We start from the raw sequence: 14812 nt of genomic DNA on the forward strand, positions 1-14812 counted from the left end.
CTCCGTGTTTGCGTTACGGTCACAATATGATCCGTCCGCAAACGAATGGAAATTGACTGAATTTGGCGACGTGATATTCAGTTTTGAATGGAAGTCGACTGGAACCTGATCAAGAGTTTCGTCACAGTGGCGGAAACCGGCAGCCTGTCCGCTGCCGCGCGCAAGCTGGCTGCAAGCCAGCCGACGCTCGGCCGCCATATCGCCGAGCTGGAGCAGGCGCTCGGCGTCACCCTGTTCCGACGCGGGCGGCGCGGCTATGCGCTGACGGAAGCCGGCAGCACGCTCTATGAACGCGGCCGGGCAGTGAGCGAGCAGGCAAGCGCCTTTTCGCTATTGGCGCTGGGATCGGTCGAGGCGATCGAAGGCACAGTGCGCATTGCCGCCAGCGAGGTGGTGGCTGCCTATGTCCTGCCCGAGATGACGGCTCAGCTGGGCGCCGAGGAACCCGGCATCGAGGTCGAGATCGTCGCGTCGAACCAGGTCGAGAATCTCTTGCGCCGCGATGCCGACATTGCCATCCGCATGGTGAAGCCAGCACAGAACGAGCTGGTGGCGCGTAAAGTGGCAGACATTCCGCTCCGCGCCTGCGCGGCAAAATCCTATCTCGACCGACGTGGCCGTCCGAGCGAACCCGGCGATCTTGCCGGCCACGATCTGATAGGCTTCGACCGCAGCGATGAGATCATTCGCGGCTTTGCCCAGTTTGGTGTTCCGCTCACCCGCAATGCCTTCCGCTTCAGGACCGACAACCAAATCGTGCTTTGGGAGGCAGTGCGGGCGGGAAACGGCATCGGCTTCGGCCAGGAGCCGCTGGCCGATCGCGATCCGCTGGTGGAGACAGTGCTGCCGAGCCTCGCGCTGCCGACGCTGCCGGTATGGCTGGCTATGCACCGGGACGTGCGCACCAGCGTGCGCATCCGCCGTGTCGCGGATTTCCTCTATGAGGAGTTGAAACGCTATTCGGCTGGTGCTGCGTCGGGCGCGAATTCGGCGCGGTGAGCGAGCCCCGCCATCAAAAATACGACGACCAGCAGTCCCGACAAAGCCACGAAGATCGGACCGAAGCTTGAATGCTCGGCGATGAAGCCGATTGCCGACGGTGCCACCAGAATGCCGGAATAGCCCATGGTGGTGACGACGCTCATGCCGGTGCCGGACGACATGCCTTCCTGGTTGCCGCCGGCCGAAAACAGGATCGGCACCATATTGGCGATGCCGAAGCCGCAAAAGGCAAAGGCTGAGATGGCGAGCCAGGGCGAGGGCGCCAGCCCGGCCACCAGCATGCCGGCGGCGGCGACAAGCGCCGAGACGCGCAGCGTCGTCACGGCACCGAAACGGTTGCGGACTCCGTCGCCAGCGAAGCGCATGACGGCCATGACGCCGGAAAAAGCGGCGTAGGCCAAACCCGCTATGGCAAGGTCGGTGCCGAGTTCCTGTTGCAGGTAAAGCGCCGCCCAGTCGAGCACCGCACCCTCGGAGATCATCGTCAGCAGCGCCATCAGTCCGACCAGATAGACCAGCGGATTTCCAGGCAGGGCGAATTTGTGATGGTCGGTCACCTGAGGCCTATCCTCGGCGATCAGGTAGCGGACTGCCACTGCAATCACGGCGACAGCGAGAACCGTCACGACCATCGCATGGGCGAGATGACCGTAGTTCTGGATGGCGAAGCCGCCGAGAGCGCCGCCGGCGAAACCGCCAAGGCTCCAGAAGCCGTGCGAGGACGACATGATGGCGCGGGACAACCGCCGTTCCACCACGACCGCATTGGCGTTCATAGCGACATCCATGCCGCCGATCGAACCGCCGAAGATGAACATGGCTATGGCCGCCAGCGGCACGTTGGGGGCAAGCGCCACAACCAGCAGGCCGAAGCTGCCGATGAGACCGAACCAGCGCAGCACGGTGCGCGAACCATGCCTGGAGATCAGGTGGCCGCACCAAGTCATGGCTGTGACCGCGCCGGCGCCGAACAGCAAGATCAGCAGGCCAAGCGTAAATTTGCTGATTTCCAGCCGGGTCAGGACCACCGGGATCTGCGGCGCCCAGGCGCCGGTCAGAAAACCATTGGCGAGGAAGATGGCCGCCACGGCCCATCGTCCACGAATGGCGGTCTGCATGATTTTTAGCGTGTCCATCGTGTAGAACCCGGTGCGAAAATAGCTTCGCGCGGCAAATTAGATCGATTCAATCCTCAGTCAAGCGCTCGTTGTTGAAAGTGCTTGGGCCAAGTGACTCGCTTGAACTCGAGGTTGGTGAGAGCCGATCGGGTTAGTGATCCCTGGGGCCTCTTGCCTCGAACTCCGCCTTCTTGGCATCGGAGGCATCAGTCTGGTTGAGCGCCTGCCATTCGGCATAGGGCATGCCGTAGATGATCTCGCGCGACTGGTCCTTGCTGAGATCGACGCCCTCGGCCTCCGCGGCGTCGCGATACCAGTTGGAGAGACAGTTGCGGCAGAAGCCGGCGAGGTTCATCAGGTCGATGTTCTGCACGTCCGTGCGTTCGCGCAGATGCGCGACCAGCCGGCGGAAGGCGGCGGCTTCGAAATCGCGTTTTTGCTCGTCGCTGAGTTCCGTCATCGAAACCTCCTCACAGCGGCCCGGTGCGCGAGCCGAATCGTTTGACGTGATGTATATCGGGACGGCGGTTGATCGCGTCAACGATCGGCGCCAGCCGTTCGGCCCAGGCGACCGCATCCTTCCGACCGGCGATCAGGTCCTGACGGATTTCGATCAGCGCATGGGCAAAGCCGTTGACTATGGCATGCCTGAACATGGTGTCGCCGCGCAATGCGCCGTCATAAGGCTCGTTGTCGCCAACGATAAGGCTTTTGTCCTCGGCAAGCATTTCGATCAGCGGTCGCGCCACCCGGTCGTCGCGATCCCACAAGACACCAACATGCCAAGGGCGCACGAGCCCCTGCATGAATGGGGTGAAGGAATGTACCGAAAAAATGAAGGGCGCGCTTGCGGAAGCCTGTGCCACCGAGGCGATCATAGCGCCGACCGCATCGTGATACGGCCGATAGAAGCGGTCGAGCCGCCTTTCACGTTCTTTCAAGGCAAGTGGATAATTTCCCGAAATGACGGTGCCGTCATAGAGTTGGCGGATCAGCGTCGGATCGTCCTCGCCGCGATTGGGATCGATCAGAAGGCGCGAAAAATTGGTGAGTACCGCCGGCACGCCGAGCAAAGCTGCCAGTTCGCGCGTCACCGTCTCGACACCGATGTCGTAGGCGATATGGCGATCGAATTCCGCCGCCGGCAAGCCGAGGCTGCCATACTCTTCCGGCAAGTTGCGACGGGCGTGATCGGCCAAAAGCACGATGCCTCGCTTGCGGTCGCCCTCGACGATGTCGAAAGGCGCGAAAACTGTGGATCGGGTCATCGGCGGGAAATGGTCTGTTCGCTGGCTTCCGGGGAGGATGGTATCGTCATTCCACGAAGGGGATCATTACGCAATGCCGTCGTTTGGCCACGGTTTCTGCGGAAATCTGGCGGAAGGCGACAGATCGTGCGCCGAAGCCTTTCTAAATCGATTGGAATTGAGCAAAAGGGCGCGTTGACATGCGCCCGGACTTTTCCGAAAAGGGGCGTTGAGAGATGCGAATGTGGTTCTTGAGGGATTTCAGGATGGGTTCCGCCGGCAGGCCGCGCGTGCGCTATGCCTTCGCCGTGCCGCTCCTCACCCTTGCTGTGGGCCTCGCCGCGATGGTTGCGGCCTCGCCGGCGCGCGCCGATTTCCGTGTCTGCAACGCCACGCAGAACCTGGTCGGCGTCGGCATCGGCTATCGCGCCAAAGCCGGCTGGATCACCGAAGGCTGGTGGCACATCGAGGGATCGAGCTGCAAGACGCTGATCGAAGGGCCGCTGTCATCAAGATTTTACTATCTTTATGCAGAAGACGCCGAGCGCGGCGGGCGCTGGGATGGCCCGATCAACATGTGCGTGGCCGAAAAAGAGTTCAAGATCGCCGGCGTTACCGATTGCGTCGCCCGGGGCTTCCAGCGCGCCGGATTCCAGGAATATGACACGGGCGAGCAGGCAAGCTGGATGGTCCAGCTGACCGATGACCCCGCAACGGGGGGCGTTCCAGCCGCCCCGGGAACAAACAGTCAATGAGACGCAGCCGCAAGGTCAAGATACTCGCCACTATCGGTCCGGCCTCCTCCTCCGAGGACATGCTGAAGAAGCTCTTCGAAGCCGGCGCCGACGTGTTTCGCATCAATATGAGCCACACCGATCATGAATTGATGCGCACACTTGTCGGTCGCATCCGCACCGTCGAGAAAGCGGTCGGCCGGCCGATCGGCATTCTCGCCGATCTGCAGGGGCCCAAGCTGCGGGTCGGCAAGTTTACCAACGGCAAAGAGACGCTGACACTCGGCCAGACCTTCACGCTGGATGACAATCCCGAGCCCGGCAATTCGACCAGGGTCTATCTGCCCCACCCGGAAATCCTGAGATCGGTCGAGGCCGGTCACCGCCTTTTGATCGACGACGGCAAGCTCGAGCTGAAGGCGGTGAAGAGCGACGGCAAGGCGATCGTCTGCACCGTCGTCGCCGGCACCAGCATCTCAGACAAGAAGGGCGTCAGCCTGCCCGACACCGATCTGCCGGTCGGCGCGCTGACCGAAAAGGACCGCAGGGATCTCGATGCGGTGCTGGCCACCGGCGTCGACTGGGTGGCGCTGTCATTCGTCCAGCGTCCGGAGGATTTGGCCGAAGCGCGCAAGATCGCGCGCGGCCGGGCGCTCATCATGGCCAAGATCGAAAAGCCTCAGGCCGTCGCTCGGCTGGCCGAGATCATCGAACTTTCGGATGCCTTGATGGTTGCCCGCGGCGATCTCGGCGTCGAAATGCCTCTCGAAGCCGTGCCCGGCATCCAGAAGCAGATCACCCGCGCCGCGCGCCGCGCCGGCAAGCCGGTGGTGATCGCCACGCAGATGCTGGAATCCATGATCACCGCGCCGGTGCCGACCCGCGCCGAGGTGTCGGACGTCTCGATCGCCGTGTTCGAAGGCGCCGACGCTATCATGCTCTCGGCCGAGTCCGCGGCCGGCGCCTACCCGGTCGAGGCAGTGGCGATGATGAACCGCATCGCCAGCAAGGTCGAAATCGACCCGACCTATGCCGGCATAATCAATGCGCAGCGCTCGGAGCCGGAAGCGACCGGCGCCGACGCCATCTCGCTCGCCGCCCGCGAAATCGCCGAGACGCTGAAACTCTCGGCGATCATCAGCTATACGGCGTCGGGCACGACCGGCCTGCGCGCCGCGCGCGAGCGGCCGCAGGTGCCGATTGTCGCGCTGTCGCCGATCGTCAACACGGCGCGGCGGCTGTCGCTTCTGTGGGGTACGCATTGCGTCGTCTCGCCCGACGCCATCGACCTCGACGACATGGTCGACCGCGCCTGCCGCATCGCTTTGGACGAGGGGTTCGGCAAGCCGGGCGATCGGGTCATCATCACGGCCGGCGTGCCGCTGAGGACGCCGGGCTCCACCAACATGCTGCGCATCGCCTATGTCGGGTCGGACGTGCAGGCCAGAGGCTAATGCAAGTCGCCCAAAATTGGGCAGCGATGTTGGGATGAAAACAAACATCCAAAGCGCGTCGCATGAATCTCTTCAAACGCGACGGGCTTCAAGCAGCTCACCGGCGAATTCACCAAGCTGACGCCTTGCCTCTATGGGACCATGAGCGCAGCGACTTTCTGGCTGCGACCGAGTCAAGTCGGTGAGGCGACGGCGAGTACGATCGAGATTATCAGCAAGAGCGGCCCCATCATTTGAAATGGCTGGGAAGGCGTGCCAACCAGGCCCGTTGTCCAGCCTGGGATTGGTTTGGCATCTGGAGAAACCCGTAGCCGATGCCCGACATCCATAGGCCGACGCAAAACATTATAAATTCGTCGATATAAGCTGCAATCATGACCTAACCCCCTGACCGCCAGACAGGAAACCACACCTGGCGCTCACCGGCAAGCAGTGCCGAGACAGGTAAAAGCGACGAGGTTGCTGGATTCACTGACCGGATGGGCGTGAATATGTCGGAGCTTGGGTAGCCCGAGCGGCACCATCTGCACATAGCCTCGACGTACTTGAGCTTGAAGTCAGTTGAGGTAGTCTTTTCGGGCAAATGGGGAGGTGATCCAATGTGGACGCGCACCGATCTTCTGAAGCTCCTCGGCATCGAACACCCGATAATTCAAGCGCCGATGAGCAGCATCACCACGCCGGAACTCGCGGCCGCAGTCAGCAACGCCGGGGGGCTTGGCTCGCTTGGATGTGGCATTCTGCCAGGGGCGGCCATTCGGGAGCAACTCACGGCGACACAGCGCGCTACCAATCGGCCGATCAATGTAAACTTCTTTGCGCACCCGGTGCCAGCCCATGGTGATGAGGCGGCCCAACACATGCGCAATCGCCTTCACGGCTACTACGACGAGGTCGGCCTCGGGCCCGTGCCCCAACCGTGCGAGCCCTTTCCCAGCTTCGACGAAGAGCGCCTAGACATTGTGCTTGAGCTACGCCCAAAGGTGGTCAGCTTCCATTTTGGCCTGCCCGACACCAAAATTGTGCAACAGCTGAAAGAGGCCGGCTGTGTTCTCTTGTGCTCGGCCACCACTGTCTCGGAAGCGCGGCAAATTGAGGCAGCGGGGGTGAACGCTATCATCGCTCAGGGATACGAGGCGGGTGGCCATCGCGGCACATTCACCGGTGATCCCGCTATCGGCACAGTCGGCACGATGGCGCTGGTGCCGCAGATCGTTGATGCCGTGCGCGTGCCTGTCATTGCAGCCGGCGGTATCTTCGACGGTCGCGGCATTGCTGCCAGCTTTGCACTAGGTGCATCTGGTGTGCAGATCGGCACGGCCTTCCTGGCTTGCCCCGAGGCCAATGTGCAGCCAGTCTATCGCGCCGGGTTGCGCGCAGCCTCTGACGAGAGCACGTCGGTCACTCGTTGCTTCACTGGCCGCCCGGCGCGCGTGGTCCGTAACCGGTTTGTGTTGGAGATGGCTGGCGAGGAAGATGCCGCACTGGAGTTTCCGTTGCAGGCGAGCTTGGCATTGCCGCTTTCGATGGCAGTGGATGAAAGCAGGCGGGCTGATTTCCTGCCCATCTGGGCCGGGCAGGACGTTGCGAAATTGCGGGAGATGACGGCAACTGCCCTTGTGGAGAAACTCGTCGCGGAAGCTGGTTCATGACGGCACCGACGATGCCATCGGCCGAGAGACATCGGCAGGAGAAAACCGGGTATGCGCCCGTGAACTGGGGCTGACGCGACAGTCCCACCAGAGTTTCAGCCTTGCGGGCCCGGCCCTCCGGCATCAGATCCCTTCGCCGGCAAGTTCTTCCGAAAGCGTGCCGACCTGATCCTGTGCGCTGCGCATCATCGGGTAGATACTGAGCACGCGCTGCCACGCTTCCAGCGCCGACTGCTTGTGGCCGGTTACGGCCATGATCTGCGCCAGGCCGGAAAGTGCGCCAAAATGGCGCGGCTCGAGCTGCAGCGTGCGGTCGATGTCCGCCATCGATTTTCCAAAGTTATTCATCATGAAATGTACGGTGGCGCGCCGGTTCCAGCCTTCCGCATAGGCCGGTTGCAAGGTCACCACCTGGTCGAGGAAGTCGAGCGCCACGTCGAACTTTTTTTCTTCGGCCGCCTTTTGCGACCATTGCATCATCAGGTCGATCGAGGCGCTGCCGGATTGCGACCACTCGTGCGAGATGCGCGCGGCGATGCGCTCGGCGGCCTTTTCATTGCGCTCGCGCTTCAGGTCGACAAACAGCTGGTCGAGCCTTGCCTCCCTGGTCGTGGCAATCGGAGGGGCGACCGCATCGTCCGCTTGAGCCGGAAGCGAGGCGGAACCGAAAAGAAAAAGCGCCGCGAAGAATGCAAAGAGAATCCGCATGATCCGGAATCTAACCCCGGACAGCAGATCGTCAAACTGAATTTAGCGTGAAAGGGCCGGCAGGCCGGCAAATCCGCAAGCGCGGAGGCAGGCGCCCCCACGCAAAAAGACTCAGCCCTGGCGCGCCTTGTAGCGCGGGGCCGTCTTGTTGATGATGTACACGCGGCCCTTGCGGCGAACCAACTGGTTGTCGCGGTGACGCGCCTTGAGCGCCTTGAGCGAATTCTTGATCTTCATGGTCTTGCCCGTCGGTCTGGGCCCAGTCTTGGGCCGAATTATTAAGGCGCGCTCGGAAAGCGCGCCTCTGAACTTGTGCGTGGCTCATAAACGAGGAGCCTTGCCCGTGTCAACCGTAGCATGTGGCGAGTTTGAGTTTCCGCCCTATCGATGGCATTAGAGCAGCGCCGTCCAATAGCCTCAACGGTCACGGCTCATTCGCGTAAAATGGCCCATCTTGCGGCCGGGACGCGCTTCGGCCTTGCCGTAGAGATGCAGCATCAGATCGGGCTCGGCGAGCAGGGCCGGGACCCGCAGGACATCGTCGCCGATCAGGTTCTCCATGGCGCAGTCGAGATGGCGGCCGGGATTTCCCAGCGGTAGGCCGGCGACGGCGCGAATGTGCTGCTCGAACTGCGAGACAATGCAGGCGGCTTCCGTCCAGTGGCCGGAATTGTGAACGCGCGGCGCGATCTCATTGGCCAGCAGCGCGCCGTCGGCAAGGACAAAGAACTCGATACCGATGACGCCGACATAATCGAGCGCCGCAAGTATTTTTGCCGCCGCCGCCTGCGCTGCAGCGGCGGTTTCGGACCCTATCCTGGCCGGCAGGGTCGAGCTGTGCAGGATGCCGTCACGGTGGACGTTTTCTGCCGGATCGTAGGCGGCGAGCGAACCGTCCATGCCGCGCGCCGCGATCACCGAAATCTCGCGTTCGAAGCCGACGAAGGATTCGAGGATCAACGGCACGTTGCCCATCGATTCGCAGGTGCCGGCAAAGCCGCCTGTTTCCATGTTGCGGAACACGCGCTGGCCCTTGCCGTCATAGCCCATGCGCCGCGTCTTCAATATGCCGCTGCCGTCGAACTTTTTCAGCGCCGCCGTCAGCTCGTCGTCATTGTCGACGGGACAGAAATCTGCCGTGGGGATGCCGATGCCGTTGAGGAATTTCTTCTCCGCCACCCGGTCCTGCGCCACTTCCAGCGCGCGTGCCGGCGGATAGACCGGGACTGTGACGGCAAGCGCGCTGGCGGCCATGACCGGCACGTTCTCGAACTCATAGGTGACGACGGCGCTGACTGCCGCCAGTTCGGCGAGCGCAGCCGTGTCGTCATAGGCGGCGGCAATCTGCCGGTTGGCGACCTGTGCCGCCGGGCAATCCGGCTGCGGCTCCAGCACGACGGTACGATAGCCGAGGCGAGCCGCGGCCATGGCCAGCATGCGGCCGAGCTGGCCGCCGCCGATGATGCCGATGGTCGATCCGGCAGGCAGGCTCATGGCGTGTCCGTGGGCTCTGCGGCGACCTTGGCGGTCTGGGCGGCGCGCCAGGCATCAAGCCGGGCGGCGAGCTTTTCGTCAGTCAGCGCCAGCACGGCCGCAGCCAGAAGGGCGGCATTGGTGGCGCCCGCCTTGCCGATGGCCAGCGTGCCGACCGGAATGCCGGCCGGCATCTGCACGATAGAGAGCAGCGAGTCTTGTCCGGAAAGCGCCTTAGATTCTACCGGTACGCCAAAAACGGGAAGCGGCGTCATCGCCGCCGTCATGCCCGGCAGGTGCGCCGCACCGCCGGCGCCGGCGATGATCACCCGAAAACCGGCGGCCTTGGCGCCCTTGGCGAAGTCATAGAGCCGGTCGGGAGTGCGATGAGCCGAAACGATCAGCCGCTTGTGCGGGATACCTAGCGCCTCCAGCGTTTCGGCGGCGTGGCGCATCGTCGCCCAGTCGGACTGGCTGCCCATGATGATGGCGACGTCGGCGCGGTGATCGTCCAAGCTTCTGCTCCCGGCGGCAAAGGCGCGCATTAGCGGAATTCGGGATCGACGGCAAGGATACCATGCCTCGGCGCAGCATTCAGGCGTATGGCGCCAATGTTACCTAATCCGGCCAGCGCAAGGCGCCGGCGCTATCCTTGCGAGCCGACTTCATGGCATCCGCAGGACGGTCACTGGCGCTCAACACTGCCCGCAGGCGCTCGGCGACGATCTCCGCCTCGCCAGGATGAAGGTTGCAAGGGTCGAGGAAGAAGTGACCGCGCTCGACCTCGTGGTTGCGGACGATAATGGGAGGCGAACCTGCCGCCAGCGCCGAGGCAAGGCCGGCGGCGGTGAACCTGCTTTCGGGCGTAACAAACACCTGCAGGCGGTCGAGCGGATTGCCGGTCGGATCGGGAATGACATGCGCGGCGATACCGGGCAGCCCTTGCAATGCGTCTCTCCACAGATGCAAAGCCACTTCTTCCCGCTTGCGGATACCGGCATGGTCGCGCCGCTCCCAGGCCTCCAGGGCGGCCATGGTGCCGGCGATGCTTTCCTTGCCGATTTTCATCGCCCGCGCAACGCCACGATTCTGCAGATAGGCGGCCCGCACCAGATCCTTGCGCCCGGTGACGATGCCGCTTGTCGGTCCGCTGAGGAATTTGTGCCCGCTATAGACGACGATGTCGGCGCCGCGTGCGAGAAAGCCGCGCAAATCGTATTCGGAGGCGGCGTCAACGATCACCGGGACGCCCCTGGCATGGCAGATTTCACAGAATTCCTCGAGCGAAAGCATGCCGTATTGCACGGTGTGATGCGCAACGACATAGAGGCCTGCCGCGGTACGGTCGGAGATCGCCTCGCGCACATGATAATCCTGCGTCACGCTGACCGTGCCGGCCGGTACGGTCCTGGCCCCTGCAAGCCGGATCGACTGGTCGATCGGCGCGCCGTAGTTGACGATGTGACCGAGCTGGACAATGACCTCGGACTTGAGGCCCTCCGTGTCGTCCGGCAGCCGCTCGATCGCGAGTAGGTTGGTGCCGGTCATCGTGCCGGCAATCGCCATGGTGATGCCGCTGGCGCAGCAAGCCGTGACGAAGCCGGCCTCGCCTCCTGTGAGGCGCGCGACGACCGTGCTTGCGGCGCGTTGCAGATCGTCCATCTCCACCCACTGCGACGCGATCTCCGACATCGCGGCGATCGCTTCCGGGACGATGATCGAGGCGCCGAGCGCTGTCATCGTGCCGGAAACGTTGATGATCGGGCGAAGGCCCAGCCGTTCGCGAATTGTCGTGTTGGAGCCGTTTGCCGAATAGGTTTTCATTTTTGCGGATCCCGTTTGGTAGACATCAGGCGGCGATCTCGACCACCGCCTCGATTTCGACAGTGATGTTGCCCGGCAATGAGCCGACACCGATCGCCGAGCGGGCGTGCCCGCCGATATTATCAAAGACAGCGGCGAAAAGATCGGAGCAGCCGTTGACCACTTTCGGATGGTCACTGAAGGTCGGGATCGCGTTGACGAAGCCAAGCAGCTTAACGACGCGCACGACGCGGCCGAGGTCGCCTGCCGCGGCGTGCATGACGGCGAGCAGGTTCAGCCCGGTGAGACGGGCATGCTTATAAGCCTCTTCAACAGTGACGTCCTCGCCCACCTTGCCGGTGCAAAGCGTGCCGTCGGCGCGCAACGGCCCCTGGCCGGAGAGGAAGATCAGCCGTCCGCTTTCGGCGTGGGTGACGAAGTTGGCGATCGGCGCCGGCGGCTCGGGCAGCGTCAGGCCCAATTCGGCGAGCCGGATGTAAGGCGTCATGAAAAGGCTCCTTGCGACAGCTTTCGCCGTCCGATGTCAGAAATGCGAGGCACGAAACCGCGCCAGGAAACTGCGGAGACGCTCGTTTTCGATCTCCGCGCCCAGAATCTCGGCAGGCGGGCCTGCGGCGCTGACGCCGCCATCCGCCATGAAGACGATGCGGCTCGAGGCGTCGCGCGCAAAGGCCATCTCGTGCGTGACCATCACCATCGTCATGCCGTCCTCCGCCAGGCTGCGCACGACCTCGAGCACCTCGCCGACGAGCTCCGGGTCGAGCGCGGATGTTATCTCGTCGAGAAGCAGGATTTTCGGCTCCATCGCCACCGCCCGGGCGATGCCGACACGCTGCTGCTGACCGCCGGAAAGCTCGGCGGGCAGGCTGTCGGCTTTGTGGGCGAGGCCGACCCGGCCGAGCCAGTGCTCGGCAATGGCACGTGCTTCGGTACTGCTCTTGCCGCGCACCTTGCGCAGGCCAAGCATGATGTTGCCGGCCGCCGTCAGATGCGGGAACAGATTGAAACTCTGGAACACCATTCCGGTTTCGGCGCGCATCTTCGCCAGGTCGCGCTCGCTGCGGCGCTGGCGTGTTCCTGTGTCGCGGAAACCGACCTCCTTGCCGTCGATGCGGATGGAGCCGCTGTCGTAGCTCTCCAGGAAGTTGACGCAGCGCAGCAGCGTGGTCTTGCCGCTGCCGGAAGGTCCGATGACAGTCACCACCTCGCCGCGTGTCACCTGCAGGCTGACGGAGCGCAGGACCTCGACGGATCCAAAGGATTTGGAAACGTCGGAGATGTCGAGAAGCGCCGGATTGGCGGGCGAGGCGATGGACATCTTGCTATTCCCGGATAAAGGAGAAACGCCGCTCCAACCGTCGGCTGGCCAGGGAGAGGGCGTAATTGACGACGAAGTAGATGACCGCACCGAGGATGTAGAGCGGCATCGCCTCGTAGGTGCGGCCGATGACCTGGTTGATGGCGTGCATCAGGTCGGTGATGCCGAGCAGCGAGACCAGCGCGCTGCCCTTCACCGCATCGGTGACGCCATTGATCCAAGGCGGCAGGAAGCGCCTGAACGCTTGCGGGAAGATGACGTAAGCCAGTCGCTGGCGAAAGGTCAGCCCGATCGCCATCGCCGCTTCGGACTGCCCCTTCGGTATGGAACCGACCGCACCGCGCAGATACTCGATGACCTGCGCCGTCTTGAACAGGGTGAGTGCCAGCACGGCTGCCCAGAAGGATTCCAGATGGATGCCGACGGCAGGCAGGCCGTAATAGACGAAGAAGATGAGCACCAGGATCGGAATGCCGCGTATGGTGTCGCTGAAAATCCGCACCGCCCAGCGCAGCGGAGCCGGGCCATAGACAAGGCCGACGCCCATCATCACGCCGGCGACGAGCGACAACACCACGACCAGCAGCGACACCCATAGTGTCACGGCAAAACCCTGGGCCAGGAAAGGCAAGGCATAGGCGATCTGGCCAAGCATCCTAGTGCGCCGCCCTGAACCGGCGCTCGACAAGCCGAAGCGCATAAAGAAGCGCATAGCCGGTCAAGAGGTACATCGCCGTCACTACAAGATAGACCTCGACGATGCGGAAGGTGTTGAAGTTGATCCACTGGGCGCCGTAGGTGAGTTCGGGCACCGAAATGACCGAGGCAACGGACGTGTCCTTGAACAGCGATAGGAACGTGTTGGAAAGCGCGGGCAGCGTTATCCGCAACATCGTCGGCAAGCGCACATGGACCAGCCTTTGCCAGGGCGTCAGGCCGATCGCCTTGCCGGCGTCGAGCTGTCCGCGCGGAACCGCTTCGAGCCCCGAGCGGAACACCTCGACCAGATAAGCGCCGCTATAGAGCGACAGCGTGGCAACGAATGAGGTCTCCGCGCTGTAGGCGATGTCGACCACCGTCGGCAGGCCGTAGAAGACGAGATAGACGAGCAGGATCAGCGGCACGTTGCGGATGAACTCGACATAGGCGGCGATGACGGTCCGCACCGCACGCCCGGCCGACACGTACCAGACCGCCAGAAGCAGCCCGATGACGATGCCGATCGCAATGGAGATCACGGCCAGCTCGAGGCTGAGCAGCAGCCCTCCCCAGAGCTTGTCGAAATGCCGCCAGATCAGGTTGAAGTTTAGGGTATAGCCCATGTGTCCCTGTGATATCGAGGGCGGTCGACGAGAAGGAGGCGGAAGGGCGCGGCCCTTCCGCCAGCTTGCATCAGATGACCGGGAAGCCGGGATGGCGCGCCGGCGGCTCCTGTCCGAAATAGTCCTTGAATGCAGCATCATAGAGCGCCGTCTCATGGCCGAACATGGCGGTGGTGAAGGTCGTGTTGACGAAGGTCAGCCAGTCGAGGTCGCCTTGCCGAAGTGCGGCGCCGTAAAGCATCGAGAACCAGCTCTTGCCGGCATCGAAGTATTTGTCCGGATTACGCGAGGCGAGCCAGCGGACCGTCGACAGATCGACGGCGGCGCCGTCGACGCGCTTCGATTCCAGTGCCTGCAGCACGTTGGCCTGCGTGTCTATCTGCATCACCTGCGCCTCCGGCAGGACGATTCGCACATTTGCCTCGGCATCGACGTTCTGCAGGATGGAAATCCGTGTCGCCGAACCGCCGGCAAGCAGCTGGTCGAAGGTCTTGTTTTCGGCGTTCGGAAGGGTCAGCAAGGCGATGCCTTCGACGTAATAGGGCCGGGAAAAGTGGATAAGCTGCGAGCGCTGGGCGGTCATGGTCATGAACTGGATCGAGATGTCGACTTTGTTGGTGGTCACGTTCGGAATGCGCTGTGCCGGATCCTGCATGACGAATTCGACCTTGGTCGTATCGTCGAAAAGCCCCTTAGCAAGAATGCGCCCCATGGTGATGTCCATGCCGACCAGCTCGCCGGCATCGTTTTCGAAGTGCCAGGGCGCGTTGGTGCTGCCGGTGCCGACGATCACCTTGCCGCGCTCAAGAACAGTGCGCAGCAGGCTGTCCGGTGCAGCTTGCGCTGCCGCCTTCTGAACATCGATCGTTGCTGCTGCGCCCACCACTCCGGCCGTTGCAAGCCCTGCCATTCCCAGTTTCAGAAATTCACGTCTTTTGGATGTGTCGTTCACGGCGACCT

General features: G+C 62.9%; 17 protein-coding genes and 1 pseudogene. 4 read left to right on the plus strand and 14 right to left on the minus strand.

The window, feature by feature from the left end; genetic code table 11:
- Window positions 1–87: 87 nt before the first annotated feature.
- The gene (locus EN807_RS07045) at window positions 88–999 is read left to right on the plus strand and encodes a LysR family transcriptional regulator (RefSeq protein WP_135934404.1); all 912 of its coding nucleotides are present in this window, start codon (window positions 88–90) and stop codon (window positions 997–999) included.
- On the opposite strand, the gene EN807_RS07050 is transcribed toward EN807_RS07045, so the two are convergent.
- The 3 genes from EN807_RS07050 to EN807_RS07060 all read right to left on the minus strand — a co-directional run bounded on the left by EN807_RS07050 (window position 957) and on the right by EN807_RS07060 (window position 3388).
- Window positions 957–2138, minus strand: coding sequence for an MFS transporter (locus EN807_RS07050; protein ID WP_135934405.1), 1182 nt, complete (start codon window positions 2136–2138; stop codon window positions 957–959). The genes EN807_RS07045 and EN807_RS07050 overlap by 43 nt on opposite strands.
- A gap of 133 nt (window positions 2139–2271) precedes the next feature.
- Window positions 2272–2580 (minus strand): DUF1244 domain-containing protein, encoded by a 309-nt coding sequence (locus EN807_RS07055; protein WP_127314224.1) that lies wholly within the window; start codon window positions 2578–2580, stop codon window positions 2272–2274.
- A gap of 10 nt (window positions 2581–2590) precedes the next feature.
- Entirely contained in the window at window positions 2591–3388 is a 798-nt protein-coding gene (locus tag EN807_RS07060) for an N-formylglutamate amidohydrolase (protein WP_135934406.1), read from the minus strand.
- Window positions 3389–3711: 323 nt separating this feature from the next.
- Between EN807_RS07060 and EN807_RS07065 the strand changes: the two genes are divergently transcribed.
- Together EN807_RS07065 and pyk are read left to right on the plus strand one after the other, a co-directional pair.
- Window positions 3712–4122 carry a DUF1036 domain-containing protein gene (locus EN807_RS07065; RefSeq protein WP_246684140.1) on the plus strand — a complete coding sequence of 137 codons (411 nt, stop codon included), beginning with the start codon at window positions 3712–3714 and terminating at the stop codon, window positions 4120–4122.
- Window positions 4119–5555 carry a pyruvate kinase gene (gene pyk / locus EN807_RS07070; RefSeq protein ID WP_135934407.1) on the plus strand — a complete coding sequence of 479 codons (1437 nt, stop codon included), beginning with the start codon at window positions 4119–4121 and terminating at the stop codon, window positions 5553–5555. Before EN807_RS07065 ends, pyk begins: the two co-directional genes overlap by 4 nt.
- 173 nt (window positions 5556–5728) lie before the next feature.
- On the opposite strand, the pseudogene EN807_RS36395 reads toward pyk, so the two are convergent.
- Window positions 5729–5931: pseudogene (locus tag EN807_RS36395) on the minus strand (hypothetical protein).
- 223 nt (window positions 5932–6154) lie between these two features.
- On the opposite strand from EN807_RS36395, the gene EN807_RS07080 reads away from it, so the two are divergent.
- Window positions 6155–7207, plus strand: coding sequence for a nitronate monooxygenase (locus EN807_RS07080; protein ID WP_135934408.1), 1053 nt, complete (start codon window positions 6155–6157; stop codon window positions 7205–7207).
- A 123-nt stretch (window positions 7208–7330) separates the two neighbouring features.
- Here EN807_RS07080 and EN807_RS07085 read toward each other — a convergent pair whose 3' ends face one another.
- The 10 genes from EN807_RS07085 to EN807_RS07130 form a co-directional block, all read right to left on the minus strand.
- Window positions 7331–7915 carry a hypothetical protein gene (locus EN807_RS07085; protein WP_127208728.1) on the minus strand — a complete coding sequence of 195 codons (585 nt, stop codon included), beginning with the start codon at window positions 7913–7915 and terminating at the stop codon, window positions 7331–7333.
- A gap of 111 nt (window positions 7916–8026) precedes the next feature.
- Window positions 8027–8152: a type B 50S ribosomal protein L36 gene (ykgO, locus tag EN807_RS07090; RefSeq protein ID WP_006327841.1), complete on the minus strand. Its 126-nt coding sequence runs from the start codon at window positions 8150–8152 to the stop codon at window positions 8027–8029.
- Between the two features lie 180 nt (window positions 8153–8332).
- Entirely contained in the window at window positions 8333–9409 is a 1077-nt protein-coding gene (locus EN807_RS07095) for a 5-(carboxyamino)imidazole ribonucleotide synthase (RefSeq protein ID WP_135934409.1), read from the minus strand.
- Window positions 9406–9903 (minus strand): 5-(carboxyamino)imidazole ribonucleotide mutase, encoded by a 498-nt coding sequence (purE, locus tag EN807_RS07100; protein ID WP_065011353.1) that lies wholly within the window; start codon window positions 9901–9903, stop codon window positions 9406–9408. Before purE ends, EN807_RS07095 begins: the two co-directional genes overlap by 4 nt.
- Before the next feature lie 103 nt (window positions 9904–10006).
- A complete protein-coding gene (locus tag EN807_RS07105; RefSeq protein ID WP_135934410.1) occupies window positions 10007–11212 on the minus strand; it encodes an aminotransferase class V-fold PLP-dependent enzyme in 1206 nt (401 codons plus the stop codon).
- A 25-nt stretch (window positions 11213–11237) separates the two neighbouring features.
- Window positions 11238–11699 (minus strand): RidA family protein, encoded by a 462-nt coding sequence (locus EN807_RS07110; protein ID WP_127208725.1) that lies wholly within the window; start codon window positions 11697–11699, stop codon window positions 11238–11240.
- 36 nt (window positions 11700–11735) lie between these two features.
- On the minus strand, window positions 11736–12530 hold the full coding sequence (locus tag EN807_RS07115; RefSeq protein ID WP_135934411.1) for an amino acid ABC transporter ATP-binding protein: 795 nt from the start codon (window positions 12528–12530) through the stop codon (window positions 11736–11738).
- 4 nt (window positions 12531–12534) lie between these two features.
- Window positions 12535–13185 carry an amino acid ABC transporter permease gene (locus EN807_RS07120; protein ID WP_095517947.1) on the minus strand — a complete coding sequence of 217 codons (651 nt, stop codon included), beginning with the start codon at window positions 13183–13185 and terminating at the stop codon, window positions 12535–12537.
- A 1-nt stretch (window position 13186) separates the two neighbouring features.
- Complete coding sequence (locus EN807_RS07125) at window positions 13187–13852, minus strand: amino acid ABC transporter permease (protein ID WP_135934412.1); 666 nt, start codon at window positions 13850–13852, stop codon at window positions 13187–13189.
- Between the two features lie 70 nt (window positions 13853–13922).
- Window positions 13923–14804: a transporter substrate-binding domain-containing protein gene (locus EN807_RS07130; protein WP_127314235.1), complete on the minus strand. Its 882-nt coding sequence runs from the start codon at window positions 14802–14804 to the stop codon at window positions 13923–13925.
- Between the last annotated feature and the right edge of the window lie 8 nt (window positions 14805–14812).

Origin of the sequence: Mesorhizobium sp. M5C.F.Ca.ET.164.01.1.1, from assembly GCF_004792125.1 — a bacterium.
GTDB classification, from domain to species: Bacteria; Pseudomonadota; Alphaproteobacteria; order Rhizobiales; family Rhizobiaceae; genus Mesorhizobium; species Mesorhizobium wenxiniae.